Source organism: Bradyrhizobium sediminis, assembly GCF_018736085.1.
Taxonomy (GTDB): domain Bacteria; phylum Pseudomonadota; class Alphaproteobacteria; order Rhizobiales; family Xanthobacteraceae; genus Bradyrhizobium; species Bradyrhizobium sediminis.
In genome coordinates this window covers 1,082,911-1,109,405 of the sequence record NZ_CP076134.1, presented here as the reverse complement: position 1 = coordinate 1,109,405, position 26,495 = coordinate 1,082,911, and the positions used below count along the sequence as shown (strand labels likewise).

Annotated in this window: 27 protein-coding genes; 9 read left to right on the top strand and 18 right to left on the bottom strand. The window is 64.3% G+C overall.

Annotated features, from left to right (window positions below):
- The first annotated feature begins 113 nt into the window (after positions 1 to 113).
- The 6 genes from KMZ29_RS05330 (at position 114) to KMZ29_RS05305 (ending at position 6,387) form a co-directional block, all read left to right on the top strand.
- Positions 114 to 500: a cupin domain-containing protein gene (locus tag KMZ29_RS05330; protein WP_215605068.1), complete on the top strand. Its 387-nt coding sequence runs from the start codon at positions 114 to 116 to the stop codon at positions 498 to 500.
- Positions 501 to 559: 59 nt separating this feature from the next.
- Complete coding sequence (locus KMZ29_RS05325) at positions 560 to 1,138, top strand: TetR/AcrR family transcriptional regulator (RefSeq protein ID WP_215622759.1); 579 nt, start codon at positions 560 to 562, stop codon at positions 1,136 to 1,138.
- Between the two features lie 250 nt (positions 1,139 to 1,388).
- Positions 1,389 to 2,483 carry a copper-containing nitrite reductase gene (gene nirK, locus KMZ29_RS05320; RefSeq protein ID WP_215622758.1) on the top strand — a complete coding sequence of 365 codons (1,095 nt, stop codon included), beginning with the start codon at positions 1,389 to 1,391 and terminating at the stop codon, positions 2,481 to 2,483.
- A 74-nt stretch (positions 2,484 to 2,557) separates the two neighbouring features.
- Positions 2,558 to 3,448: an SUMF1/EgtB/PvdO family nonheme iron enzyme gene (locus tag KMZ29_RS05315; RefSeq protein ID WP_215622757.1), complete on the top strand. Its 891-nt coding sequence runs from the start codon at positions 2,558 to 2,560 to the stop codon at positions 3,446 to 3,448.
- Positions 3,449 to 3,621: 173 nt separating this feature from the next.
- Positions 3,622 to 4,650 carry a Fe(3+) ABC transporter substrate-binding protein gene (locus tag KMZ29_RS05310; RefSeq protein WP_215622756.1) on the top strand — a complete coding sequence of 343 codons (1,029 nt, stop codon included), beginning with the start codon at positions 3,622 to 3,624 and terminating at the stop codon, positions 4,648 to 4,650.
- A gap of 138 nt (positions 4,651 to 4,788) precedes the next feature.
- Positions 4,789 to 6,387: an ABC transporter permease gene (locus tag KMZ29_RS05305; protein ID WP_215624147.1), complete on the top strand. Its 1,599-nt coding sequence runs from the start codon at positions 4,789 to 4,791 to the stop codon at positions 6,385 to 6,387.
- A gap of 215 nt (positions 6,388 to 6,602) precedes the next feature.
- Here KMZ29_RS05305 and KMZ29_RS05300 read toward each other — a convergent pair whose 3' ends face one another.
- Both KMZ29_RS05300 and KMZ29_RS05295 read right to left on the bottom strand, forming a co-directional pair.
- Positions 6,603 to 7,253, bottom strand: coding sequence for a 3-oxoacid CoA-transferase subunit B (locus KMZ29_RS05300; RefSeq protein ID WP_215622755.1), 651 nt, complete (start codon positions 7,251 to 7,253; stop codon positions 6,603 to 6,605).
- A gap of 11 nt (positions 7,254 to 7,264) precedes the next feature.
- Positions 7,265 to 7,984 (bottom strand): CoA transferase subunit A, encoded by a 720-nt coding sequence (locus KMZ29_RS05295; protein WP_215622754.1) that lies wholly within the window; start codon positions 7,982 to 7,984, stop codon positions 7,265 to 7,267.
- 439 nt (positions 7,985 to 8,423) lie between these two features.
- Between KMZ29_RS05295 and KMZ29_RS05290 the strand changes: the two genes are divergently transcribed.
- On the top strand, positions 8,424 to 10,379 hold the full coding sequence (locus tag KMZ29_RS05290; protein WP_215624146.1) for an AsmA family protein: 1,956 nt from the start codon (positions 8,424 to 8,426) through the stop codon (positions 10,377 to 10,379).
- Here the strand turns inward: KMZ29_RS05290 and KMZ29_RS05285 are convergent.
- The 15 genes from KMZ29_RS05285 to KMZ29_RS05215 form a co-directional block, all read right to left on the bottom strand.
- A complete protein-coding gene (locus KMZ29_RS05285) occupies positions 10,376 to 10,606 on the bottom strand; it encodes a hypothetical protein (protein ID WP_215622753.1) in 231 nt (76 codons plus the stop codon). The genes KMZ29_RS05290 and KMZ29_RS05285 overlap by 4 nt on opposite strands.
- 105 nt (positions 10,607 to 10,711) lie before the next feature.
- Complete coding sequence (locus KMZ29_RS05280; protein WP_215622752.1) at positions 10,712 to 11,527, bottom strand: ABC transporter permease; 816 nt, start codon at positions 11,525 to 11,527, stop codon at positions 10,712 to 10,714.
- Positions 11,527 to 12,441: an ABC transporter permease gene (locus tag KMZ29_RS05275; RefSeq protein WP_215622751.1), complete on the bottom strand. Its 915-nt coding sequence runs from the start codon at positions 12,439 to 12,441 to the stop codon at positions 11,527 to 11,529. The genes KMZ29_RS05280 and KMZ29_RS05275 overlap by 1 nt, the downstream gene beginning before the upstream one ends.
- Positions 12,438 to 13,613: an ABC transporter ATP-binding protein gene (locus KMZ29_RS05270; protein WP_215622750.1), complete on the bottom strand. Its 1,176-nt coding sequence runs from the start codon at positions 13,611 to 13,613 to the stop codon at positions 12,438 to 12,440. The genes KMZ29_RS05275 and KMZ29_RS05270 overlap by 4 nt, the downstream gene beginning before the upstream one ends.
- A gap of 138 nt (positions 13,614 to 13,751) precedes the next feature.
- Positions 13,752 to 14,402, bottom strand: coding sequence for a class I SAM-dependent methyltransferase (locus tag KMZ29_RS05265; RefSeq protein WP_215622749.1), 651 nt, complete (start codon positions 14,400 to 14,402; stop codon positions 13,752 to 13,754).
- Complete coding sequence (locus tag KMZ29_RS05260; RefSeq protein ID WP_215622748.1) at positions 14,399 to 15,295, bottom strand: sterol desaturase family protein; 897 nt, start codon at positions 15,293 to 15,295, stop codon at positions 14,399 to 14,401. The genes KMZ29_RS05265 and KMZ29_RS05260 overlap by 4 nt, the downstream gene beginning before the upstream one ends.
- Before the next feature lie 113 nt (positions 15,296 to 15,408).
- A complete protein-coding gene (locus KMZ29_RS05255; protein WP_215622747.1) occupies positions 15,409 to 16,500 on the bottom strand; it encodes a helix-turn-helix domain-containing protein in 1,092 nt (363 codons plus the stop codon).
- A gap of 162 nt (positions 16,501 to 16,662) precedes the next feature.
- Entirely contained in the window at positions 16,663 to 17,469 is an 807-nt protein-coding gene (locus KMZ29_RS05250; protein ID WP_249779829.1) for a nucleoside phosphorylase, read from the bottom strand.
- Positions 17,470 to 17,495: 26 nt separating this feature from the next.
- On the bottom strand, positions 17,496 to 18,221 hold the full coding sequence (locus tag KMZ29_RS05245) for a class I SAM-dependent methyltransferase (RefSeq protein ID WP_249779828.1): 726 nt from the start codon (positions 18,219 to 18,221) through the stop codon (positions 17,496 to 17,498).
- Positions 18,218 to 19,351: a cysteine desulfurase family protein gene (locus KMZ29_RS05240; protein ID WP_215622746.1), complete on the bottom strand. Its 1,134-nt coding sequence runs from the start codon at positions 19,349 to 19,351 to the stop codon at positions 18,218 to 18,220. The genes KMZ29_RS05245 and KMZ29_RS05240 overlap by 4 nt, the downstream gene beginning before the upstream one ends.
- Positions 19,348 to 20,457: a YeeE/YedE family protein gene (locus tag KMZ29_RS05235; protein ID WP_215622745.1), complete on the bottom strand. Its 1,110-nt coding sequence runs from the start codon at positions 20,455 to 20,457 to the stop codon at positions 19,348 to 19,350. The genes KMZ29_RS05240 and KMZ29_RS05235 overlap by 4 nt, the downstream gene beginning before the upstream one ends.
- Positions 20,458 to 20,519: 62 nt before the next feature.
- Positions 20,520 to 20,879, bottom strand: coding sequence for a DsrE/DsrF/TusD sulfur relay family protein (locus KMZ29_RS05230; RefSeq protein ID WP_249779827.1), 360 nt, complete (start codon positions 20,877 to 20,879; stop codon positions 20,520 to 20,522).
- Between the two features lie 74 nt (positions 20,880 to 20,953).
- Positions 20,954 to 21,319: an SHOCT domain-containing protein gene (locus KMZ29_RS05225; RefSeq protein WP_215622743.1), complete on the bottom strand. Its 366-nt coding sequence runs from the start codon at positions 21,317 to 21,319 to the stop codon at positions 20,954 to 20,956.
- Between the two features lie 27 nt (positions 21,320 to 21,346).
- Positions 21,347 to 22,648, bottom strand: a complete 1,302-nt coding sequence (locus KMZ29_RS05220; RefSeq protein ID WP_215622742.1) for an MFS transporter — start codon at positions 22,646 to 22,648, stop codon at positions 21,347 to 21,349.
- 3 nt (positions 22,649 to 22,651) lie between these two features.
- The gene (locus tag KMZ29_RS05215) at positions 22,652 to 23,392 is read right to left on the bottom strand and encodes an MBL fold metallo-hydrolase (protein WP_215622741.1); all 741 of its coding nucleotides are present in this window, start codon (positions 23,390 to 23,392) and stop codon (positions 22,652 to 22,654) included.
- Between the two features lie 72 nt (positions 23,393 to 23,464).
- Here KMZ29_RS05215 and KMZ29_RS05210 point away from each other — a divergent pair, with 72 nt between their 5' ends.
- Together KMZ29_RS05210 and KMZ29_RS05205 are read left to right on the top strand one after the other, a co-directional pair.
- Positions 23,465 to 24,133, top strand: coding sequence for an ArsR/SmtB family transcription factor (locus KMZ29_RS05210; RefSeq protein WP_215622740.1), 669 nt, complete (start codon positions 23,465 to 23,467; stop codon positions 24,131 to 24,133).
- 89 nt (positions 24,134 to 24,222) lie between these two features.
- Positions 24,223 to 24,648 (top strand): rhodanese-like domain-containing protein, encoded by a 426-nt coding sequence (locus KMZ29_RS05205; RefSeq protein ID WP_215622739.1) that lies wholly within the window; start codon positions 24,223 to 24,225, stop codon positions 24,646 to 24,648.
- 249 nt (positions 24,649 to 24,897) lie between these two features.
- Here KMZ29_RS05205 and KMZ29_RS05200 read toward each other — a convergent pair whose 3' ends face one another.
- Complete coding sequence (locus tag KMZ29_RS05200) at positions 24,898 to 26,367, bottom strand: glycerol-3-phosphate dehydrogenase (protein ID WP_215622738.1); 1,470 nt, start codon at positions 26,365 to 26,367, stop codon at positions 24,898 to 24,900.
- Positions 26,368 to 26,495: the final 128 nt, after the last annotated feature.

Genomic DNA, 26,495 nt, shown 5'->3' with positions numbered 1-26,495 from the left:
CAGCCTTGGCGCGCGCCATCAGGCAGCGATCTGTCTTGACAGCGCCGGTCAAGGGCATAGGATCGTACTAGACCGATCGGTCTAGTGTAGAAAAAGAGCCAGGGAGAATGCACATGCGGGTTGCGAAGGACCAGGTAGACGTCAAGATGACGATCCCAGGCGCTGTTATCCGTCAGCGAACGGACTTCGGTGATGCAAGCGGATACGGCAAGATCAGCGGCGAGTACTTCAGCCTATCCGCAGGTGTGGATACCACCCCGCTGTTCCAGGGGCTGGAAGGAAACCTCTGCCAATGTCCCCATTGGGGCTTCGTGCTTCTTGGTCAGATCACCACGAGCGATGCGGCCGGCACGCAAGAGACAGTCCGCACCGGTGACCTGTTCTATTGGCCACCCGGGCACAATGTGAGGGTTGATGCCGATGCGGAGGTCGTCATGTTCAGCCCTCAGCATGAGCATAGCCACGTCATCAATCATATGATTGAAAAGACGAAGGGCTAGACTTCCTCGGCTGAGCCGCGGATCGTCCGAATTCCACGGCACAAGTCGAGAATGTTGAAGTGATTCATTCGACCAAGCAACGCCTGATCGACGCGGGTCTCCGCATGCTGCTTGAGCAAGGCTACAATAGTCTCGGCATTCAAGCCCTGCTCACGGCGACGGAGACCCCCAAGGGCTCCTTCTACCATCACTTCAAGGACAAGGAGGATTTCGCTCTACAGGTCATCGATGCGTACATCGCAGAGGTCCACGCAGCTCTCGATGCCTGTCTCCGAGACCCCGAGCGACCTCCACTCGCGCGCGTACGGCACTTTTTCGAGCAGACACAGCAGAAGTATCAGGAAGATGGCTATCTGGGCTGCCTTATGGGCGGGCTGGGACAGGAACTGTCTGGCGTCAGCGAGGTTTTCCGGCGCAAGATCGAATGGTGCTTCTCCTCAATCGCCGAGCGGCTGGCGACCTGCCTTGACGAGGCACGGCGAAGAGGTGAGATCCCCACCGGCTGTGACGTGCGGCAGATGGCAGACCTTTTGGTCGACTGCTGGGAAGGCGCGGCCCTGCGAAGCCGTCTCCGAAGAAGCCCCGCTTCGCTGAATGCGATGCTCGACTTCTGCATCCGCTCGGTGGCCGCCGGCTGACAGCGCTTTGGAATTTGCAGGAGCGGCGTCATCGTTTCGCCGACCGCGCCGCTGTCGCTCGACCTCGGCATCACGATCTCCGCGACCGACACGGTTAACGTCGCGTCGCCGATTCTCGAGCGGTGACCTACGTACTGTTCCGTATCGTCTCCGCGAATTCATCGAACGTTGTTGCAGCGCAAACAGCCTTGTTCCTGAAGGCCTAGATTGGCGTCGGTAGAAAGAAACATCCAGATGAAGGAACGATCCGATGTTGACCCGCAGAGCCGCCATGTTCAGTGCAGCCGCCGCAGTCCTCATGCTGGCGACGCCAACGCTTTCCGACGAACTCAAACTGCCGCGGCAGAAGGTCGAGCTGGTCGCGCCGCCCTTCGTGCATGCGCACGAGCAGGCCACCAGGCAGGGCCCCAAGATCATGGAGTTCACCCTCACGATCGAAGAGAAGAAAGTGGTGATCGACGACAAGGGCACCACGTTCCAGGCCATGACCTTCAACGGCTCGATGCCGGGACCGCTGATGGTGGTGCATGAGGGCGATTACGTCGAAGTCACGCTGGTCAATCCCGAAACCAACCAGATGCCGCACAATGTCGACTTCCATTCCGCGACCGGCGCGCTCGGCGGCGCCGAGCTGACGCTGGTCAATCCCGGCGAACAGGTGGTGCTGCGCTGGAAGGCGACGCGCACCGGCACCTTCGTCTATCACTGCGCGCCGGGCGGCCCGATGATCCCCTGGCACGTCGTCTCCGGCATGAACGGCGCGGTGATGGTGCTGCCGCGCGAAGGCCTCACCGACGGCAAGGGCCGCGCGCTGAAGTATGACAAGGTCTATTACATCGGCGAGCAGGACATGTATGTGCCGCGCGACGAGAACGGCAAGTTCAAGTCCTACGAATCCGCCGGCGAATCCTACAACGACACCGTCGAGGTGATGCGCAAGCTGACGCCGACCCATGTCGTGTTCAACGGCAAGGCAGGCGCCCTGACCGGCAAGAACGCGCTGACCGCCAATGTCGGCGAGAACGTGCTGATCGTGCACTCGCAGGCCAATCGCGACAGCCGTCCGCATCTGATCGGCGGCCATGGCGACTATGTCTGGGAGACCGGCAAATTCTCCAACGCGCCGGAGACGGGGCTCGAGACCTGGTTCATCCGCGGCGGTTCTGCGGGAGCTGCAATGTACAAGTTCCTGCAGCCCGGCATCTACGCCTATGTCACGCATAACCTGATCGAGGCCGTCGAGCTCGGCGCCACCGCGCACTTCAAGGTCGAAGGCAAATGGAACGACGACCTGATGACCCAGGTCAAGGCGCCGGCGGAAATTCCGGCCCCCCAGACCAACTAAGAAGACCAACTAAGGCTCACGAAGCAGCGGTGCCGGCTCGAAGCCGGCACCCTCCCCACCGAAGCGAGACGGCCATGCTGATCGCATTCAAACTCAAGCTGGCCCTGGTCTGTGCCGCCGGCCTCGCCGGTCCGCTGGCGGTGGCGCCGTTGTTCAACGAGACCGGTTCATCCGAGACAACCCCTCGCGACCCGCCGGCGTTCGTCGAGTTGCAGCCCGGCACGATTTCCTATCGGGTGGCCGGCGATTTTACCCGCGCATCGAAACAGATCGAGGCGCCGCTGGCATCGGTGCGCTTCACCCGGCCGCTGTCCATCATGAAGCATCAGGTTTCCGCCGCCGATTATCAGCGCTGTGTCGATGACGCCGGTTGCCGTCCGTTGAGCCCGGGCGTCAAACCGCTCACCGACCGGCCGGCCGTGCAGATCAGCTGGCACGACGCCGACGCCTACGCGTCCTGGCTGTCGCGCAAGACCGGTGAGCACTACCGGCTGCCGACCGATGAGGAATGGGCCTATGCGGCCGGCAGCCGCTACAAGGACGACAGCCTGCCGGTTGACGACAACGATCCTTCGAAGCGCTGGATCGCCCGTTACGAACGCGAGTCGAACCGCGAATATGGCGCCGGCAGCGAGCCGCAGCCGTTCGGCCATTTCGGCGCCAATGAGAACGGCCTCTACGACACCGCAGGCAATGTCTGGGAATGGACCAGCACCTGCTTCGTCCGCACCAGGCTGGACGACGAAGGTCGCGCGACCTCGAAGAATTCGAATTGCGGCGTCCGCGTCGCCGAAGGCCAGCATCGCACTTATGTCACGGATTTCATCCGCGACGCCCGCGCCGGCGGCTGCGCGGTCGGCGTGCCCCCGAGCAATCTCGGCTTCCGGCTGGTGCGCGAGCGCAAGTCCTGGATCAGCAGCGTTTCATCGGGCCTCGGCAGGGCGCTGTCGGTCGCGCGGTCGTAGCATCGCGGCCGGCACGGCCGGTCACGCATCGCAAGCTTCGCATTCTGGAATCTTTCTAAATCACAGCATGGAATCTCTCTAAAAGAAGCCTTTCGCGACATCGCGTCACTGCGTTCGTGGTACCTGCTGCGCTACTGAGACGCATTATCGCCACCTCTGCCGGAGCAGCTTTCATGATGAAGTTTCGCGTCTTCGCCGCAACCGCAGCCTTGCTTGGTTTGGCCTCACCCGCCATCACGACGGCATCGGCCGAGAACGGCGAAGTCAACGTCTATACCTATCGCGAAACCAAGCTGGTCCAGCCGCTGTTCAATGCCTTCACCGCGGATACTGGCATCAAGGTCAACGTCGTCTCGGCCAGTTCGGGACTCGAGCAGCGCATCAAGGCCGAGGGCACCAACAGCCCGGCCGACGTGCTGCTGACGGTCGACATCGGCCGCATCGACGAAGCCGTGGCGGCTGGCGTGACGCAGCCGATCAAGTCGGAGGCGATCGACAAGATCGTGCCGGCGCAATATCGCGACCCGGACGGACACTGGGCCGGCATTTCCATGCGCGCCCGCGTGATCTATGCCTCGAAGGATCGCGTCAAGCAGGACGCCATCACCTATGAGGAACTCGCCGATCCCAAATGGAAGGGCAAGATCTGCATTCGCTCCGGCCAGCACATCTACAATAACGGCCTGTTCGCGGCCTATGCCGCGCGCTACGGCGAGGCCAAGGCGGAGGAATGGCTGCGTGGCCTCAAGGCCAATCTCGCGCAAAGGCCCTCGGGCGGCGACCGCGAGGCCGCGCGCGACGTCGCCGCCGGAAAATGTGACATCGGCATCGGCAACACCTATTATTGGGCGCTGATGATGAACAACGATCCCGAAAAGAAGCCGTGGGCAGAAGCCACCCGCGTGATCCTGCCGACCTTCCAGGGCGGCGGCACCCACGTCAATCTTTCCGGCGTGCTGCTGGCGAAGCACGCGCCCAACCGGGCCAACGGCGTGAAGCTGATCGAATGGCTCATCGGCGAGAAGGCTCAGAAGATCTACGCCGACTCCAACTACGAATATCCGATCCGCGCCGGCGTCGCGATCAATCCGACGATTGCGGGCTATGGCAAGCTGAACGCGGATTCGCTGCCGATATCGAAGATCGCCGCCAACCGCAAAGCGGCAGCGACGCTGGTGGACAAGGTTGGCTTTGATAATTGATCTTCCCAGCGTCCTGCCTGCCTTCCACCCCGCTTGCGGGAGCAACGGCAAGCCGTACGCATTGTTGACTTCAAGCCGGCGCGGACTGACGTGAACCATTCCACGCACGCCGGACGGATCGCAGCAGCTATCGCGGTGATGACCGCGATCCTGGTTGCTGCTCCCGTCATCTCCATCTTCGCGCTCGCGATGCATCCCGCGCCCGACGTGTGGCGGGAGCTCACCGCCTATGTGTTGCCGCTGGCCATGATCGATACCGCGCTGCTGCTCGGCGGCGTCGGGGCCCTGGCGCTGTCGATCGGCGCCGGCACCGCCTGGCTGATCTCGCTGCATGATTTTCGCGGCCGCGCGCTGCTATTGTGGCTGATGCCGCTGCCGCTGGCGATCCCGACCTATATGGCCGCTTATGTCTACGCCGACCTGTTCGAGCCGCTCGGCCTGGTCCACCGCACGCTCGCGGTGTGGTTTCCGCTGCGCGACGTGGTGGCGGTGCTTCCCAACCTGCGCTCGATGCCGGGCGCGATCGTCGTCATCGCCCTCGTGCTCTACCCTTACGTCTATCTGTCGGCGCGGACCATGTTCCAGTTCCAGAGCGCCGAATTCGGCGAGGCGGCGCGGACGCTGGGAGCGAGCCGCTGGAACGTGTTCTGGCGCGTCTCGCTGCCGATGGCGCGGCCGGCGCTGGCGGTCGGCCTGGCGCTGGTCTCGCTGGAAACCCTGAACGACATCGGCGCCACCGAATATCTCGGCGTCCGCACGCTCACGGTGTCGATCTTCACGACCTGGCTCAATCGCGGCAGCCTCGCCGGCGCGGCGCAGCTTTCCTGCTTCATGCTGGCGATCGTGGCCGGCCTGATCGCGATCGAGCGTTACGGCCGCCGCAATGTCGAGACGGAATTTTCCGCCGAAAGCCCGCGGCTGACGCCGCGAACCCGGCTCGTCGGCATCAGGGGCTGGTCGGCCTTCGCCGCCTGCCTGTTGCCGGTGCTGCTCGGGTTCGTCGTGCCGGTGCTGTTCCTGCTGCAGCAGAGTTTCAGGCGCGGGCTACTGGCGAATTTCGACCTGTCGCTGGGGCGCGACGCCTTCAATTCGGTCGCGTTCGCCACCCTTGCCACGCTGGTGGCGCTCGCGCTCGGATTTGCCACCATTCTGGCATGGCGCTGGCGGCCGAATTTGCTGCGGCTGGTCGCGATGAACATCTCGCAGACCGGCTACGCCCTGCCCGGACTGGTGCTGGCGCTCGGCCTGCTGACGCCGGTGCTGGCCATCGACAACGGGCTGAATGCGATTGCCGGATGGCTGGGACGTTCGCTGCCGGGATTGATCCTGGTCGGCTCGGGTGCCGCCGTGGTGATCGCCTATGTGATCCGGTTCCTGGCGGTGCCGACCGGACTGATCAAGGCCGGCTACGAACGGATTCCGCGCGACTATGACGACAGTGCGCGCGCCGCCGGCGCCGGCCAGGCGACCACCATGCGGCTGATCCATTTGCCGCTGCTGCGGCCGGCGATGCTGGGCGCCGTCATCATCGTGTTCGTGGATTGCCTGAAGGAATTGCCGGCGACGCTGCTGCTGCGGCCGCTCAACGTCGACACGCTGGCGACCTCGATCTACCAGTTCGCCAGCCGCGGCAGCTTTGAAGACGGCGCGCTCGCGGCCTTGCTGATCGTCGCCGCCAGCATCGGCCCGGTGGCGTGGCTGACCCGGTTTTCGGACGTGCCGAGCGGGCCGGCGTAGGTTTCGATCAAGACAGAAACCCGTCGTCCCGGACAAGCGAGCCAACGGGTCCGGCCTTCGGCCGGCCCGATGACAGGCTCCGCGAGCGCCGATCCGGGACCCATACGCCGCGGCCTATCGACAAGAATGTTGGCGTTAGAGACCTTTCGAATGACAACCGCCGCGGCGTATGGGTCCCGGCGTAAGCAGGGACGACGATAATTATGCGCCGGCCCTCACGCGTTCTTCAGCGCGACCCGGAAATCGGCTTCGGTCTTGGCCTTGACCTCGTCGAGCGTGACGCCGTCGGCGAGTTCGATCAGCGCCATGCCGTCCTTGCCGTGCTTGTCGATGGTGAAGACCGCGAGATCCGTCACCACCATGTCGACCACCCGCTCGCCGGTCAGCGGCAGGTTGCACTGCTTCAGCAGTTTCGGGCCGTCCTTGGCGGAGTGCTCCATGACCACCACGACGCGCTTGACGCCGGCGACGAGGTCCATCGCGCCGCCCATGCCCTTGACCATCTTGCCGGGGATCATCCAGTTGGCGAGATCGCCGTTCTGGGCCACCTGCATCGCGCCGAGGATCGACAGGTCGATATGTCCGCCGCGCACCATGGCGAAGGAATCGGCCGACGAGAAATAGCTGGTGTCCGGCAGTTCGGTGACGGTCTGCTTGCCGGCATTGATCAGGTCGGGGTCTTCCTCGCCCTCGAAAGGGAACGGCCCCATCCCGAGCATGCCGTTCTCGCTCTGCAGGCAGACGTCGACGCCGGCGGGGATGAAGTTCGAAACCAGCGTCGGAATGCCGATGCCGAGGTTCACGTAAAAGCCGTCGCGCAATTCCTTCGCGGCGCGGGCAGCCATTTGTTCGCGGGTCCAGGCCATCAGACTTCCTCTCAGGTTGCGGCGGCAGCCGCCTCACGCTTGCGCGTGGTGCGTTGCTCGATGCGTTTCAGGCCGTTTCCGACTTCAATGATGCGCTTCACGAAGATGCCGGGCGTATGAATGTGATCGGGATCGATCTGGCCGGCGGGCACCAGGTGCTCGACCTCGGCCACGGTGATTTTCGCGGCGGTCGCCATCATCGGATTAAAATTGCGCGCGGTCTTGCGGTAGACCAGATTGCCGGCGGTATCGCCCTTCCAGGCGTGGACGATGGCGAGGTCACCGAACAGCCCGCGCTCCATGATGTATTTCTCGCCGTCGAATTCCTTCACTTCCTTGCCTTCGGCGATCAGGGTGCCGACACCGGTCTTGGTGTAGAAGGCCGGAATGCCGGCGCCGCCGGCGCGGATGCGCTCGGCCAGCGTGCCCTGCGGCGCGAATTCGAGTTCCAGTTCGCCGGCGAGGAACTGCTGGGCGAACAGCTTGTTCTCGCCGACATAGGACGAGATCATCTTCTTGATCTGCCGGGTCTCGAGCAGCCGGCTCAACCCGATACCGTCGACGCCGGCATTGTTGGAAACCACGGTCAGGTTCTTGACGCCGGAGTCGCGGATCGCATCCGACAAGGCCTCGGCGATGCCGCACAGGCCGAAACCGCCGGACATGATCATCATGCCGTCCCTTAAGATGCCGTCGAGTGCCGATTTGGCGTCAGGATAGACCTTGTTCATGAAATACGACCTGATGGGAGGGAGGCTTGCGGCCCGCATGAGCCGGGATTATTAGGCGAAATCTTCGCAGTGCGTCAATGACGGGGCGTTTGCGCCGGGCCGGAGATTAGATTGCTCTATAACGGCATCGGAAGTGCGCCCCCTCTCCCGCTTGCGGGGGAGGGCGGGGTGGGGGCTCTCTCCGCAATGGGACTCGCGGAGAGAGCCCCCACCCGCCTCGCTAATGCTCGGCACCCTCCCCCGCAAGCGGGAGAGGGAACGAAGCCGGCCTTGAAAGCGTCAAGAAAACCTATCAAGTTGTGAGGGTTGGCTCGCCGCCCGACTCCATCCAACAGCGGCCCGGCCGCATCAACCCGGCCTCAGCTTAGCCAGACTTCAGCTTGACCGGACTTCAGCTTAACCGACTTGGGTTTAACCAGACCTGGATATGTCATTGACGATGGCCCAAGGAATGAAGCGCCTCGGGATGCCGGTTGCGGCCTTTTTCGGCGTGGCGCTGATCGGCCTGATCGCGACGTCCTGGTTGCTCAACCGCGACGCCCTGCGCCAGGCGGTCGAGGCGCAAATCCGCGCCGTGACCGGCCTCGACCTGGTCGTCAAGGGCCCGATCGAGGTTTCGGTGTTTCCGGGAAGCTATGTCTCGTTTCACGACGTCGGGCTGAAGGGCGGGGCGACCTCCGACCCCGCGCTATCAGTCGATGTGCTGACCGCCAACCTGCGCCTCCTGCCGCTGTTGCTGCGGCGGTTCGAGATATCGGACGTCATGATGCTGCGTCCCCACATCAGCGTGGTCCGCGACGCCAATGGCGAGAGCAACTGGACCCCGTTCATCGACACCATCGCGCGGACCATGAAGCCGGGCGCCGAGAACCAGGTGTCGTTCTCGGAGATCCGGATCCAGGACGGCGTGCTCGCCTATGAGGACGCCGCCAATCGCGTGTCGGAGAAGCTCGGGGATATCGACCTTTCGCTGGCGTGGCCGTCGATCTCGCGTTCGTTCGCGGCGACCGGGCAATTCGACTGGCGCGGCGAACGGGTCGACGGCTCGGTCAGCATCAGCGACTTCGTCGCCGCACTCTCGGGCGACCGCTCCGGGCTGAAGGCGCGGCTTGCCAGCGCGCCGCTGAAACTCGCCTTCGACGGCACCGTCGCCAACCGCACCAGCATGATGATGGAAGGCACGATGACTGTCGACAGCCCCAGCTTGCGCAACGCGCTGCGCTGGGCGGGCCAGCCGCCGCCGGGCACCGGCGGGTTCGGCCGCTTCGCGCTGAAGGCGCGCGCCAACCTCGTCGGCTCGTCGATCGCGCTGACCAACGTCAATGTCGAACTCGACGGCAATGTCGCCGAGGGCGTGATGACCTACGCCAACACCGGCCGTCAGACGCTGCAGGCGACGCTGGCCGCGGGCAACCTCGACTTCACCCCCTACATCTCCACCTTCCGCCTGCTCGCCAGCGGCGCGCGCGACTGGAACCGGCAGTTGTTCGATCTGAACGCGCTCAACACCACCGATCTCGACATGCGCCTGTCGGCCGCCAAGGTGACGGTCGGGTCGTCGAAACTCGGCCGTACAGCGTTCGGCGCCAACCTGCGCAGCGGCGCGCTGGCGCTCTCCGTCGGCGAGGCGCAGATGTATGGCGGCATCGCCAGGGGCTCGTTCGGAATCTCTCGCTCCGACGCCGTCGCCGACGTCAAGGCCCAGTTCCAGTTCATCGACGTCGATCTGCAGGCCTGTGCATCCGAATTGTTCGGCGTCACCAAACTATCCGGCCGCGGCAACCTCAACGTCTCGCTGGTGGCCTCGGGCGCGAGCCCGTTCGGCCTCGCCCAATCGCTCGACGGCACCGCCACCCTCACCGGCCACGACGGCGCCATCGCCGGCTTCAATGCCGAGCAACTGTTGAAGCGGCTGGAGCGCCGGCCGCTGTCCGGCGCCGGCAATTTCCGCTCCGGCTCGACGCCCTACGACAAGCTGACCATCGCGGTGAAATTCAGCGACGGGATCGCCACTGCCGAGGATATCCGCGTCGAAGGCCCGGCGGCGCGCCTGACCCTGACCGGCACCGCTTCGGTGCCGGCGCGCGAATACGACATGAAGGGCATCGCCAGTCTGGTCTCGGCGCCGAATGCCGCCTCGAGCTTCGAATTGCCGTTCGTGGTGCAGGGGCCATGGGACGATCCCCTGATCTTTCCGGATCCGGAAAGCCTGATCCGGCGCTCGCCGGGCGCGGCCCCGCTGCTCGACGCCGTCAAGGATCGCAAGACCCGCGACGCCGTGCGCTCGGTGCTGGAGCGCTTCACCGGCGGCGGCACGAAGCCGGCCGCGGCGCCGGAAGCGGCTGCGCCGGCGCCCGCCGCCAGCGCACCGGCCGAAGCGCCGAAGGCGAACTAGGTTTGCCTTAACCGCTTTTGCGGCGAAACCCACCACACATATACCGCCGTCATTGCGAGGAACGCAGCGACGAAGCAATCCAGCTTCTTTCCTTGTGCAGCAAGCTGGTTTGCTTCGCTAACGCTCGCAATGACGAACTCCTGGCTGTTTGAAAACTGAATCGAGATGAGACTGCGTTGTCTCCCTGAAGAGAGTTCGTCATGCCCGGACTTGATCCGGGCATCCATCATTCTTCGTAACAAGTTGTCTCGAAGAAGGGGATCACCGGGTCGAGCCCGGTGATGACGACCTCAATCCGCGGCATCGATGGGGGCTCCGCGCAACTGCTCGCCTTACAGCGGCGCGGCGCTCTCGCCCCGCGCGCTCGTGAGCTTCGAGGCGAACGAAGCCACAATGATAACCACCGCGATCAAGGCGAGCACCAGCGTGCAGATGGCGTTGATCTCGGGCTTCACCCCGAGCCGCACCTCCGAATAGATCCGGATCGGCAGCGTCGCCGAACCGGGGCCGGTGGTGAAGCTCGCGATCACCACGTCGTCCAGCGACAGCGTGAACGCCAGCATCCAGCCGGCGGCGATGGCGGGGAAGATCAGCGGCAGCGTGACGCGGAGGAACGCCTGCACCGGATTGCAGCCGAGATCCATCGCCGCCTCTTCCAGGCTGCGGTCGAGCGGCGCCAGCCGCGACTGCACCACCACCGCAACGAAGCACATCGTCAGCGTGGTATGCGCGATCGTCACCGTCCAGAACCCGCGCTCGGCGCCGACCGCGACGAACAGCAGCAGCAGCGAAAGCCCGGTGATGACTTCGGGCATCACCAGCGGCGCATAGAGCATGCCGGAAAACAGCGTACGGCCCTTGAAGCGCTCGCCGCGCGACAGCGCCACCGCGGCGAGCGTGCCGAGCAGCGTCGCTGATGTGGCCGAGACCGCCGCCACCTTAAGACTCATCCAGGCCGCATCCAGCATGGCGCGGTCATGCAGGAATTCGCGGTACCAGCGCAGCGACCAGCCGCCCCACACCGTGACCAGCCGCGACGCATTGAACGAATAGATCACGAGGATGACGATCGGCAGGTAGAGGAACGCAAGGCCGAGCGCGAGCGAGACGACGTTGAACGGCGATATCCGGTTGAGCGGACGGGCCATCAGCTGACGCCCTCGAGCTGGCGCCGCTGCATCCGGTCGTAGAGCGCGAGCGGCGCCACCAGCAGCACCAGCAGCACCACCGCGGCGGCGGAGGCCACCGGCCAGTCCTTGTTGGTGAAGAATTCCAGCCACAGGGTCTGGCCGATCATCATTGCATTGGAGCCCGCCAGCAGGTCCGGGATCACGAACTCCCCGACGATCGGAATGAAGCAGAGCAGCGCGCCGGCGCCGACGCCCGGCAGCGACAGCGGGAACGTCACCAGCCAGAACGTGCTGCGTGGCGAGGCGCCGAGATCGCTCGCCGCCTCCAGCAGCGCCGGGTCCATCCTGGCCAGCGTCGCATAGAGCGGCAGGATCATGAACGGCAGATAGGAATAGACGATGCCGAGATACATCGCGCTGTCGGTCGACAGCCACACCACCGGTGCTGAGACCAGATGCAGCGCCAGCAGGATTTTGTTGAGCAGGCCGTCGTGCTGCAGGATGTTGATCCAGGCGTAGATCCGGATCAGGAACGAGGTCCAGAACGGCACGATCACCAGCATCATCGCGATCGATTGCCAGTGCCGCGGCAGCCGCGCCATGCCGTAGGCGATGGGGTAGCCGATTCCGAGCAGGATCGCCGTCGAGACCGCGGCAACGATCAGGCTGCGCAGATAGGACAGGATGTAGAGATTGTCGGAGACCAAGAGGCGGAAATTATCCAGCGACAGTTGGGCGGCGGCCGCCTTCAGCGCGGCTGCGCCTTGCGTCAAATCGAACACCGGCAGATAGGGCGGCTGCGCCACCGCGGTCTGCGACAGGCCGATCTTCAGCACGAAGCCGAACGGCACCAGGAAGAACAAGGCCATCCACAAATACGGCGCGATCGCGGCCAGGCGCGCCGGGCGGGCGAAGATGCGGCGGGCGCTCATTGCTCAAGCACCACGCAATCGTCGGGCGTGAACCACGCCACCACGCGCTGGCTCGGGCTGTAGGCGTCGATATCGATCCGCGCCGTGTTCGCCATCGACGAACGCAGCACCGCGCCGGTGTCGAGTCTGACCTTGTAGGTGGTGAAGCCGCCGAGATAACCGACATCGGTCACGATGCCTTCCAGCCGGTTGATGGCATGGGCATGGTCCGCATCCGGCACCGGACCGCGGCGCGACAGCTTCACCTTCTCGGGGCGGATCGCAACGCTGACATTGGTTTTCGTGACCGGCCGGCGCGGCCCGGCGACCGTGATCGTTCCGGCGTCCCGCGTCCAGATCGCCAGGCGATTTCCCTCGCTCGACGCCACCTGCCCCTCGAACAGATTGACGTCGCCGACGAACTCGGCAATCCAGCGCGAGTTGGGAGCCTCGTAAAGTTCGCGCGGCGCCGCCACCTGTTCGAGCCGGCCGTGATCCATCACGCCGATCCGGCTCGCCACCGTCATCGCCTCTTCCTGGTCGTGGGTGACGATGATGAAGGTCATGCCAAGCCGCCGCTGCAGCTCCATCAATTCGAGCTGAGTGCTCTCGCGCAGCTTCCTGTCGAGCGCGGCCAGGGGCTCGTCGAGCAGCAGGATCTGCGGGCGGCGCGCCAGCGAGCGCGCCAGCGCCACGCGCTGCTTCTGGCCGCCGGAAAGCTGGTCGGGCTTGCGCTTCTCGAGCCCCTCGAGCTTGACCAGCGCCACCATCTCGGCCACGCGGGCGTCGATCACGGCGCGCGGCATGCCGGCGCGCTTCAGTCCGAACGCGATATTGTCGCGCACGGAAAGATGCGGAAACAGCGCGTAGTTCTGGAACATCATGTTGACCGGCCGCTGATGCGGCAGAACCTGCGCGATGTCCATGCCGTCGAGCAGGATCCGGCCCTCGTCCGGCGTCTCGAAACCGGCGATCATCCGCAGCAGCGTGGTCTTGCCGCAGCCTGACGGGCCGAGCAGCGCGAAAAACTCGCCGGCCCTGATGTCGAGCGAGACCCGGTCCACCGCGCGGAAGCCGCCGAACTTCTTCACCACCGCGTCGATGCGCAGCAGCGGCAGGTCAGGTTCGTCCGCCTGCGGCGCGGCTTTCGATACCGCCTCGCCGGCGCCGATGTTCGGTAGGTCCTCAGCCATGTTCCCCGCCAGCCCGGTCGCCACCGCACGCTAGCGGCGGATCGGCATCGGCTCAACCGGTACCCGGGGCGCGGCCACAACATTATCGGGGCGTTGATCGCGTCTCCGGCAAGCTTCGGCAGGTAACGGGGGTCCTCCTCAATCGGCTGATACGGGCGAGCCGATGCCGCCGGAATGACTGCGGCACGCGCACCCTTCATACATGTAGGACATGGTGCGGGGCCCTGGCGCGTATTCCGCCTGCAGGCTGGTCAGATCGAAGCCGGCGACACGGACGAGTTCGTCGATCTTGCGATCCAGATGGCAACCGCCTGCCATGCGGCGCCAGGCCGGCGTGATCCGGTGCTGCCAGAGTTCGATGCCCGGCTCGGGCGACAGTCCGTGCTCGACAAAGCAGAGAGTGCCATCGGGCTTGAGTACCCTGCGCATCTCGCGCAACGCAGCCAACGGATCCGGGATCGAGCAAAGCGTCCACGTCATCACAACGGTATCGATGCTGTCATCCGCAAGCGGGATCGCGGTCGCCGAGCCCAGCAGGAGGTCAACGGGCACCGCCGATGCGGCGGCACGCCGGCGCGCGATGGCCAGCAGTCTGGCCGAAGGATCGAGCCCGTAGACCAGCTCCACCTGCTTGCCATAGAGCGGCAGATTCAATCCGGAGCCGACGCCGATTTCGAGCACGCGCCCGCGGGCGGCGGCGATCACCTCGCGGCGATATTTCGTGAGGTGCTTCTGTCGCATCACCAGATCGAGAATGGGCGGCAATATCCAGCGCTCATAGAAATTCATCGACGTTCCTCATTCGCTCTCCAGCCCACCAGGGCGATGGCCTCAAGCGATTCCCCGGCTGGACTTTCCGCTCCGACCTGTGACGCGTAGGCGCCTTTGAGGCTATCAAGCATCCCATTGTCCGGCGTCATCAATTTGGTGCGCGCCCGGTATTCCGGATGCTCGGTTCCCATCAGCCGATCCCACCACGTAAAATACAGCCCGAAATTCCGCGGCGCGTGCTCGTGGTGCATGTCGTGGTGGGTGACCATGGTCACGAGACCCAGTATCGGACGATCCGCCCAACCCTTCGGAAACAGCTCGTAGCCGCAATGACCGACGGCATTGCGCAGCATCATGTGGGCCGTGAATGCGAACAGGCCGCCGACGTGCATCGGAACGATCGCGACGAACATCGGCATGAACAGCGCGTGGATCAGGGCTTCGCCCGGATCGAACGCGTAGGCCGTCCACGGGGTTGGATTGTGCGAGCGATGGTGAGTGGCATGCACTTTCCACAGCAGCGGCACGCGGTGCATCAGCCGATGCACCCAGTAGAAATAGGCATCCTGCACCACGATCATGGCAACGACGCTTCCAGCGAGATAAGGCCAGCCATAAAGGGAAACGTCGGTGTAGACCTGAAATACGCCATGCATCGCTCCGATCCCGATCGATGTCCCGACAGTCGCGAAGATGCAGACCGTCACCAGCGAATGACCGATCTCCCGCCAGATTTGACCGGCCGGTGGGGTATTTTTCCGGATCTTCCGGGCTGCCAGTCGCGACCGGAAGAGCACCCAGATGAGAAGGAATACGGAGCCGGCGCCGATCAGATAGCGGGCGAGGTCGCCGGCAAAAATATAGGGCCAGATTTGGCGGAATTCATCGAGGATCGATGTCAATTGCGTCATGGCGCGGAACTCTCCTTGCGTTGGTCCTCCACGAGAACCGCCGCCGGAACTAGCCGCCAAACCCCGGCCCGTCCGCTCGATTTCTGGCCAAATGCGGTCGATTTCGAAATCGGCTAGCTTTTTTCAGATTCGACCCGCCCATTGACGCCGCGTGCCTCCGCCAGCGCGGTGCTTCGGTAGGCCGTTGCGGACTGACCGGTTTCGGCACGGAAGGCGCGATTGAAGGGAGGCAGCGAGGCAAAGCCGGAGTCGAGCGCGATGGTGAGCACCGGCAAATGCGCCAGCTGGGGGTCGCGCAAGGCGGCCTTGGCGGCGGCAATGCGATGCCGGTTCACGTAAGCGTTGAAATTGCTGTGGCCGAGCGCCTCGTTGATGTGTTTGCGCAGACGATGCTCCGGCACCCCCAATCTCCTGGCCAGCGCGGCGATCGTCAAACCCTGTTCGAGATACAGCTTGTCGATATTGATGGCACGCTCCAGGGCCGCGGCAAGGGTTTCATCGATCAGCCTCTGGCGATCCGGAACCGGAACGGGTTCGGCCTGCCCGGCAGCCGTGATGCTTTGAAACGCCAGGCGCGATGCGGACGCGCCGAGCAACCATGCCGCCGCCGCCGCCGCGAGGATCGTAACAAATGCGGATTGCAGCGCCAGCATCCAGGCCACTGGAGGCCGCCCGGCAAGGGCGACCTCGGCGACCGCAATCCCCACAGCCGCCAGACTTCCACCGATCAGAAAAAGCAGCCTGAACCGCCTCCGGCTCTCCGAGAGGTCGTTGTCATAGCCGCGCCAGGCCAGCAGCAATACGTGAGCGCCGAGGGTCAGAATGATGAGGTTATGGACGATAGCGAGCGCTTGCCCAAGGGCGGCGTATTCAAGAAGGCGGGATCCGAAACGGGCGAAACCCAGGGCCAGCACGGCTATCAGGACGCCGGCATGGACCGCCTCGAGGCGAAAGTCGTCATCGAGCAGCGCCAGCGCGAACCACCAGAAAAACACGTTGTTGCCGATGCATAGCGGCAGCAGCAACGAGCCGACACCCCAGCCCCCAAGAGCGCCCGAGCAATACATATAGGCGGCGGTCCCGATTGCAAACAGCGCGCCCAAGCGCGCCCGCAAATCGGACCTTGCGTCACGCAGCAGCAGGAACGCGGTCAGCAGCGCCAATGTGGCGGCGGCTGGTCGGAAGAAGCCGTCGATCTCAAGCATTGGGCAGGCTCGAACGCATCACCACTCATCCCGACAACAGGCCGCGCCCGCTGCGACAGACATCAATCATCTTCTAACAACGGCTGCCGCCTGCGTCGACTCAAGAAGGCCTGACACACCCGCCTGCACGAATGGGTGGCAGGATGCAGCGCTCATGGAGATTCATGACCGCACCTCCGTCCGCCAGCCCGCCGCGGCCGAGGCGATTACCTCGAGCGATTCCTCGGCTCCATCCGCAACGCCTTTTTCAAAGTCTCCCTCGATCCGACCCATCTGGTTGGTCACGTGCGCCAGGCAAAGCACCGCGCAATCGCGGGCCCTCGCAAACGCATAGAGCGCCGCCGCCTCCATTTCCACGGCAAGAATGCCGGCGTTCCTTGCCGCGTCGATCGCCTGCTCGGTTTCCCGGAATGGAGCATCGGTGGTCCATGTCGCGCCGGACTGAATTGGAATGCCCGCCGTCATCAGCGCTTTCCTTGCCATCCGCGTCAGATCAGGGGCCGCTTCGCTGTAATCGGAAGGGGGCAGGTAATGGTAACTGGTCCCTTCGTCGCGAAGCGCACGTTCGATGACAATGAAATACGGCGGTGCCTGCACGGGCAAGATTTGACCTGAGGAGGTCATGCTTACAAGAAACCGGCAGCCCGATGCGAACAACTCTTCTGCGACCAGGACCGCAAACGAGGCTCCGACAACGCCGCCGACGATGCCATATTCATGCCCGCCCTTGCGGAAGACATGGAGATCGGTGTGGTAGCACGCCCAATCGGGGTGACGGTCAGCCAGGCCTGCGGCGCGCAGATATCGAACCATGTCGCCATCGGGATCGAGAATGCAGATCTCCGGTACGGAGCCCGTCGGAAGCCCTTTTTGGCGCCGTGCTTCGCGCAACAGGTTCTCGGGTTTGAAGGCGGAGGCGGTACCGTAATGCTTGTTCGCGAGGATTGGCGGCGTTTCCGTCTTTTCCAAAGTGGTTCTCCGTATCCGCCGCAAATTCATCGCTGCCTGACCGCAGACATGGCCAGGAATGCGGCTCCGAATGTCGTCTTCCGCCCAAGCCATGGATCAACCGGGGCAAGGAGCCGTGCTGCGAGGCCGCACGGCGGATAATGCACGGCTCCGTGTATCGCAACGACACGCAACCCCGCCGCCTCCGCGAGGCTTCGCAGGTCCGCCGCCGTCCGGAACTTCACTGCACCCCAGACCGGATGTCCGAGCCAGCCGCGGATGCGCCGTTGCGTGGCCCAAAGGCTCCAGCGTCCGAGTTCGCCGATGACAAGCCGTCCTCCGGGCTTGAGAACGCGGGCGATTTCCTTCACCGCGCGCTCGGCGTCTCGAACGAAGCAAAGCACGGTCACCGCCACCACGATATCGAAAGTCGCGTCATCGAAGGGCAGGCTCTCGGCGTTGCCTTCCACGAACTGAGCGCGGGTGGCTTCGCTTTCCGCGCGAAGGCGGGCGGCTGCAATCATGGACGGATCGGCATCGAGCGCGGTTACGCTTGCGCCCTGCCGCGCCAGTTCGAATGCCATTGCGCCATCGCCGCACCCGACGTCGAGCAGCTTCTTGCCATCGACCTTGCCGAGAAGTCTCGCGAGCAGTTGCCGCTCAAGGGCGTCGGTGATCCGGCCGAGACGGCTCGATCGCCACCGGACATACGACGCTGTCAGCTCTTCGGCCGGTTGTGCACCGCCCATGCCGCGTTCCGCGCCACGGGTCATGAAACAACTGCGAGGGCGCCACTCAGGCGTTCGGCAACCGCGTCGATTTCCTCGCGGGTCGTTCCGCGCCCGAGGCTGAAGCGGATGGCCCCCATGCCCACTTCGGGCGCGACGCACATCGCCGCAAGGACGGGCGACAGTTCGATGTGCCCCGAATGGCACGCCGAGCCCGTCGAGGCGGCGACGCCGTCCAGCCGTTCCAGTATCTCGCCGCCGGCGCGGCCGATGAAGGAAACATTGAGCGTGTTCGGCAGGCGATGCGTCGGATGTCCGTTGAGAGCGATGCCATTGCCGAACCGCGACTGCAGTTCACGCCAGAAGTGGTCGCGCAAGGCGCGCACCCGATCCATCGGCGAGAGATCGCACGCCAGCTCGCAAGCCTTGCCGAGACCGACCGCCAGCAACGCGCTCTCGGTCCCGGCGCGCCGCCCGCTCTCGTGTCCGGCCCCGTGAATGAGCGGCTCGAGTTGGACGCCACGGCGAACGAACAGGGCGCCGACACCCTTGGGGGCGTATAGCTTGTGCCCGGCGATCGAGAGCAGGTCGACGCCGAGCCCGTTCACGTCTGTTGCAATCTTGCCGACCGATTGGGCGGCGTCGGTATGAAACAGGATGCCATGATCGCGGGCGATGCGCGCGCACTCCTCAATCGGCTGGATGGTGCCCACCTCGTTGTTGGCGTGCATGATGCTGACGAGGATGGTGTGCGGCGTGATGGCCCGGCGCAGGTCATTGGGATCGACGCGCCCGAATCCATCTACCGGCAGACGGGTTATCCGCGCGCCCAGGCGTTCAAGAAAGCGGCACGGTTCGATGATCGCCGGGTGTTCGATCCTGGTAGTGATGATGTGATCGCCACCGCTGCGCCGTGCAAAAAACACGCCTTTGAGCGCAAGGTTGTTGGCCTCGCTGCCGCCGCTGGTGAAGACGACTTCATCATCCTCACAGCCAAGCACGGCCGCAATTTGCCCACGCGCCCTTTCAAGCGCGGCTTTCGCTGGCGCGGCGGCCCAATGCCCGCTCGACGGGTTACCGAAATGATCCGCCAGAAACGGCATCATTGCAGCGGAGACTGCCGGATCGATCGGCGTGCTGGCGTTGTAGTCGAGATAGATGCGTTGCGCGGTCATGTCGCCCTGACCCTGCTCGTTGCCGCGGAAGCTGTGCGACGTTCATTAGCTACGTCGGTAGGCGCCTCGAACAACCGGGCTCCCAGAAAACCGCCCGCGCCGATTGAAAGTGCCGCGAGAACTGAGCCGAGCGATAATGTCGAGAGCCCCGTCAATCCCTGGCCGACCGTGCAGCCCATGGCGAACACACCGCCCGTACCCATCAGTACGGCTCCGGCTAACTGACGAATGAAGTCCCGCTGGTCGCCAAATCCCTCGATCCGAAAGCGGCGGCGAGCCAGCGCCATCAGGAAGGCCCCAAGGATGACGCCGCCCACCACCGCTATCCCGAAATTGGCGCTCATCCCGGTGAAGAGCATGACGTATTGCAGGCTGTCGGCAAGCGGAGCGACGAAGGTCAGGCTCGAAGGCGGCGTCGGGTTGAACTCGTCCTGCGCCAGGACGCCGGTGAGATACCAGCCCGCGATCACAAGCAAACCGATCGCCAGACCAGTGATTATATTGCGCGGCGAAGAACGAAAGGCCGAGCTTGCGAAGCAGAACACCGCGAGGGCGCCCGCAGTGCCAAGGGCGACGATCCAGCGCGCCTGTTCAGCCGCCACCCCCAAAACTCCGGCAAGGAGTTCCGGCACGCCGGCAGCGCCGGGATTGACGCGCGTGAGGCGTTCCAGTTCGATACGGCCTGGCCCAAGAATCCCGCGCATGGCAGCATAGGCGGAGATGGAGAAGACAAGAACGACCACGAGAGCCCGCAGGTTGCCGCCGCCGAGACGAACGAGATTCCGCGCGGCGCAACCTTGCGCCAGCATCATGCCAATTCCGAACATGAGACCGCCCAGCACGGGGCCGGCGAGGTTCAAGGGGGCGGTCAGGTAGACCGCCTTGCGCACATCCAGGACATCGAAGCCCAGCAACAACTGAGCGGAAAAGATCGCCGCCGCCATCGCCAACAGCCAGGCACGCAGGCGATTGCCGTCGCCTGATCGCACGAAATCAAGGATAGCCCCGCTACTACAAAACGCTGTGGCTTGAGCGACACCTCCAAACAGCATGCCGATCGCCAGACCGCCAAGCGTGGCAAGCTGCGTTGGTTCCCACTGACCCATGCCTTGTTCCTTGAATGTCGATGAGCGTGCAAACGCTCTTTCGAGGTTGAGACAACGTGCTGTTAGAAGACCAGCACCTTATCGGCCTCTAAGGTTGCCGCCGCGAGTTCGTCCATGGTGCTCCGGCGCGCGCCCGGCACGACGGCAGATTCTTCGAGGCCGCGCGCGTCCATGCAGGTGCCGCACAGAAGCACCTTGCCGCTGCCGGCGAGCAAGCGCTTCAGCATTCGTTCGACATTGTAGTAGCCGTCCGGCGTCTTCTGGCCCGCCTTGCCGGCAATGACCGCGTCTGCCATGAGGAACACGGTCACACTCGCCTGCGGATCGCTCTTGAGCAGCGCCTGCGCCAGCCGCAGGCCATTGTAGACACGTTCGGTACCGTAGGGCGGGTCATTCAGGATGAACAGGATCTGCACAGGCATCCTTCCTTCTCTCTATCGAGCAAGCTCGGTCGGCATGCGGTTTCCGCATCTACCAATCGTCCAATGCGGACAGCTCAATCGCCGAGCACGCGCCGCCGCTGCTCGAACTCGTCCTTATCGATCTCGCCTCGCGCAAAGCGCTCCTTGAGAATGTCGAGGGCGGTGCGACCCGGCGGCATGTAATGCGGCGGGATTGTTCCCTGCCATGGCCCACCGGCCCAGCGTGCGAGCAGGACTACGGCAGCGATCAACGCCGTAAGTACAAGGATCATGAACAGCGGACCGAGTATCATGGCGTACCCTCCTCCGCCCCACCACATCATATGCGGCCCATAGGCGTATCTGTCGGCGTCCGAGGGCGTCTGCGCCCATGCCGCGCTGGATAAAAGCGCGAGAGCGGCCCCCGCTGGGGCGACGATCTTGATCAAAGCTTTTGGCATTGGTTGCCTCCATCTTTGCAACTAACATTATTTTAATTGGCCGAGTGGTTTTGGATCTTGCGCAAGATCAAGAGAGGGGCTCGCACGCTCACACATGAGCACGGCCACGACGACACCGGAAAGAAAAGTCAGCGCGGCGATCGACCCGATCGCCCACGCCATCCCGAAAATGTCGGCGATGATACCCGCCGAGAGCGCGCCGATGGCATAACCGAGGTCGCGCCAAAAGCGGTAGACGCTGAGCGAGCGCGCCCGCCACGTCGGATGCGAGGCATCGGAGACGGCCGCAATCAGGCTCGGGTAGACCATCGCCGTTCCGAGTCCGAGCAGAAGGCTGCCGACCAGCCACCATTGGTACTGGCGCGTCGCAGCGGTGAGGAACAGGCCGGCTGACTGGATCCACATGCCGGCGGCGATCAGGCCCTTGCGGCCCCAGCGATCACTCAAGGGACCGGTGGCGACCTGCAGGATTCCCCATGTCGCGGGATAGATCGCCTTCAGAATGCCGATGCGCTCGACGCCGAGGCCGAAGGAGGCAAAGAACAGCGGGAAGATGCCCCAGCTCATGCCGTCGTTGAGGTTATTGACGAGACCGGCCTGCGACGCGGCGAAGAGATTGCGGTCCCGGAACGAGGTGAGGACGAAGATTTCACGAAAGCTCATCGAAGTTGGTGGCTTTGAAGACCCGGCGGCTTCGAGCCGGACGTGTTCACGCGTGTCGCGAACCAGCGCGATCGACAGCAAGGCCCCCAGGACCGCATAGCCGATACCGAGATAGATCGGCACCGGCCGAAGGCCGTATCGAGAGGCGAGATAGCCGGTGAGGAATGCCGTGACACCTACGGCGAGATAGCCGGCGAACTCGTTGAGGCCGACCGCAAGACCGCGCGACTTCGGCCCGACCAGATCGACTTTCATGATCACCGTCATCGACCAGGCAAGCCCCTGATTGATGCCGAGCAGCGCATTGGCCGCAATGATCCATCCCCAACTCGGGGCCCATACGATCATGAAGGGGACGGGCAGCCCGACCAGCCAGCCGAGGACGAGGACACGCTTGCGGCCCCAGTTATCGGCGAGCTGCCCGGAGACGAGATTGGCAAGGGCCTTGACGACGCCGAAGCTGACGATGAAGGAAACCACGATCGTCGTCGAGGCAATGCCGAACTCTTCCGATCCGATCAGCGGCACAACCGTTCGCTCGATCCCGACCATGCCGCCGACAAAGGCATTGATCAGGATGAGCAGCGCGAACTGCCGCCAGTTATCCTTGAGCCCGAGCCTGACACGCGAGCCCGTCGACTGTGAAATCGATGGCGATTCGCTCATCGGTCAGGCTGCCACAGCCGTCGCGCCGGAGTTCGCAGCCCTCAGTGCGGCCGCCTCTGGCGGGGCCGGCGGAATCTCGGCGAGCATGAAGCGGATGAACTCGGCCTGCTCTCCGATCCTGAACGCCTCGTTGTAGCGTCGCTCGAAGCCGATGGTCGACCAGGGCTTGCCGCTCAGGCGCCGGCCACACACCGAGCCGGCATAGGCGCCGGGCAGAACCTCAACGTAGTCCGGCAGCGCCTTCAGCCGTCCCACGCTGTGGAACAGGTCCTTTGCGCCCTGCTCGGCGCTGACGGCGAGCTCCGTGCGGCCGAGGTCGCCGACCATCAAAGTGTGTCCGGTCAGCACGAACCAGGGCTCGTCGGCCCGGGTGCGATCGCTCACGAGAATACAGATGTGTTCCGGGGTGTGGCCCGGGGTGTGCAACACTTTCGCGATGACGTTGCCGAGCGGAAGCTCCTCTCCGTCGCGCGCCGCCCTGAACGGAAACGAGACTTCCGCGCGCGCGCCGAGCACATATTCCGCGCCGGCCGCCTCGGCGAGCTGCCGCCCCACCGAGAGATGGTCGGCATGAACGTGGGTGTCGATGACGAAGTGGATACGCATGCCGGCGGTCTCTGCGGCACGCAGATAAGGCTCGATCTCGCCGACGGGATCGACGACCGCACCGGCCGCGCGTCCGCCGCAGCCGAACAGATAGGAGATGCCGACGGGCTCATGGTGCAGGAATTGACGGACGATCATGGCTTGCGCTCCTGAATTCCCCGGGGTAAATACATTCAATCATTCTGGTGAATGTTTCACTGAGGGGAAGCCGTGTCAAGCGTTGGACCTAAACAAGCGATCCTTACCGGCTTGGCGGAAGTGGCGCAGGCGCTCGGCCACCCTCACCGGCTGGAGCTGCTGGAGCACATCGCCCAGGGCATGCGCAGCGTTGAAGAGCTTTCCGCGCGGGCCAATCTGAGCTTCGCCAACACCTCGCGGCACCTGCAGATCCTTCGGCGCGCGCGCCTCGTCGATACCGAGCGTCGCGGCAAGCACGTGCTGTACCGGCTCGCCGGCGACCATGAGGTGGTGGACCTGATGCGGGCGCTCGGGCGTGTCGGCGAGCGCAACGTGGCCGAGGTCAGTCGCATCATGACCGACTACTTCCGTGCTCGCGACGCGCTGGAGGCTGTGTCGAGAGAGGATTTGGTCTCCCGGCTGCGCGATGGCCTTGTCACCGTCCTCGACGTACGTCCCGAGGACGAGTTTGCGCTTGGGCATCTTCCCGGCGCGTTGAATATCCCGCTTGGCAAGCTGGAACAGAAGTTGAGTGAGCTTCCGGCGAACCGCGAGGTCATTGCCTATTGCCGCGGTCCTTATTGCGTTCTCTCGTTCGAGGCGGTCGCGGCGCTGCGCGCACGAGGCTATCTCGTCCGTCGGCTTGAGGATGGTTATCCCGAATGGAAGGCCGCGGGCTTGCCGATCGAAGCTGTGGCCTGAACAAGGCGACACTGAACAGGTGCCGTTGACGCCACACCGCGCGAAAACGATGGCGTGAACCAGGATTATTGGAACAAGGAGCGAGTGTTATGACCTTCGCAAGCCGCCTGTCGGCAGCCCTGCTGGGCGCGACACTTCTGTTCAGTCCGGCTCTTGCCGAGAGCCCGGCCGTCAAGGCCATGCAGGATTACATGGAGTTCGCTCCCTATGAGGCGGGCATCATTGTGCCGCAGCAGCTTTCGAAGGAAATTTTCGATAGCGTTGTGTTCATCGACACGCGAGATGCGGCGCAATTCGCCGCAGGCTCGATCCCGGGCGCGCGCAATATCGAATGGCGCGAGGTGCTCAGCCGCATCAGTGAGATACCAAAAGACAAGAAAGTCATTCTGTTCTGCAACACCGGCAGCCTCTCCGCCCAGGCCGCATTCGCGCTGCGCGTTGCGGGACGCGACAATGTCCTCGTACTGCAAACCGGTTTCGACGGATGGAAAAGGGACGCCGCCTACAAGCCTTGAGAACAGAGGCGGCAACTTGAATGAGGGCACGTCTCAACCGGCTCTTGGCAACCGCTACCGCTCGCGTCGACTCATCGGGGGTTCACAGTCAGCCGGTCTCGTGCTGCAGTACATTCCAGCCTTCGGTGGAGTGGAAATGAACCGGGACAGCTATGACCTCCCGCTGACGACCGGGTCCGACCGCGCTGCGGCATTTTATCGTAATGGCGTCGATTGCATGCTTGCAGCCTGGAACGGCGCCAGCGGAATTCACGATGCCTTGCACGATCCCTTGGCGGCCATGAACGCCGCCAGCGCGTCGCGATCCGCCGACGGCATGGTGAGGCCGAGTTTCGAGCGCCGCCACAGAATGTCATCCGGGAAGCGCGCCCATTCCTTGGCCATGAGATAGCGCACCTCGGCCGCCGTCAGTTCCGGCCCGAAGGCCGGACCGAGATCGACCCGCTCCCTGGCGTCGCCGAGGACCATGTTGAGGCGCGAGCCATAGGCGGCGACCAGGCGCCGGGCCTGCGGCTCGGACAGAAACCGCCAGCGCTCCACGGCCGCATCGACCTCGGCGTCGAACCGCTCCCAGGCAGAGTCGCCGCCCGGCAGCGGGGTCTTCGCGGTCCATCGCGGCGACATCGGATAGAACGGCGTGAGCTTTGAGACCGCTCGCTCCGCGCGCAGCCGCGAGGTCGTGACGTCGCCGCCGAAGATCGTCACCAGCGGCGCCTTGCCGCGCGGGCGGCCGAACAGCATCGCGCCATCGCGCCCCGGGCCCGCCACCAGGTTGGCGCCGGACAGGGTCCTGATCACATCGACCAGTTCGAGCCGCTCGCGGAAATAGCGGTTGGCGGCGTCGCAGAGATAGGCGACATCGCTCGCGGCCATCGACACGATCGCCGGGTCACCCGTGAAGGCGTGGCCGACGGTGCCGATCAGCGTGAAATCGCGTTCATAGGGGCTTGCGAAGATCAGCCGCCGGTCGCTGTTCTGGAAAACATAGACATTGTCGGTATCGAACAACCGCCTGACCACGATCTGGCTGATCTGGACCGTGCCGACGCGAGGCGGCGGCATGCGCAACACGGTTTCCGCCACTGATGCGGTCCAGGCGCCCGATGCGTTGACCAGGGCGCGCGCCGTGATCACCTGGCGGTGGCCGCGATCGATCACCGCCAGCCGCCAGATATCGAGCCGGTCGGCGCGGACGCAGCGCGCGCCGGTGCGGATCACGGCGCCGCGCTCCGCGGCATCGACGGCGTTGAGGACCACCAGCCGGGAATCGTCGACCATACAGTCGGAATATTCGAACGCGGTGCCGATCGGCCGCTGCAGCGCGTTGCCGTACGGATGGTGGGTGATATCGATCGTCGCCGACGCCGGCAGGCGCGGGCGCGAGGCAAGGCGGTCGTAGAGCAAGAGCCACGCCCGCAGCACCCAGGGCTGACGCCCGTCGGAATGGGCGGGGATCACGAAGCGGGTCGGGCGCACCAGATGCGGTGCGGTCCGCAGCCAAGTGTCGCGCTCCTTCAGCGCCGCCCGCACGCGAAAGAACGCCCGGCGCTCCAGCACCGACAGATCGCCATGGATCAGCCGCGGCGAGGCTTGGGATGCGCCGGCACCAAGGTCGCCCTGCTCCAGCAGGATCACCCGCAAGCCGCGTCCGGCGGCGTCGCGCGCGATGCTGACGCCGTTCAAACCCCCGCCGATGACAGCAAGATCGTAGTCCGCCATGCGCAAGCTATAGCGTTTTCAGGCGGAGCCTGTCCCGCACTTGATGCGGGATGGATACCGGTTTGCATAAAGAAAATGCGTCAACGACAAGATCGCGCCTCGGTTCCGATTCAATCGGAACAGAAGCT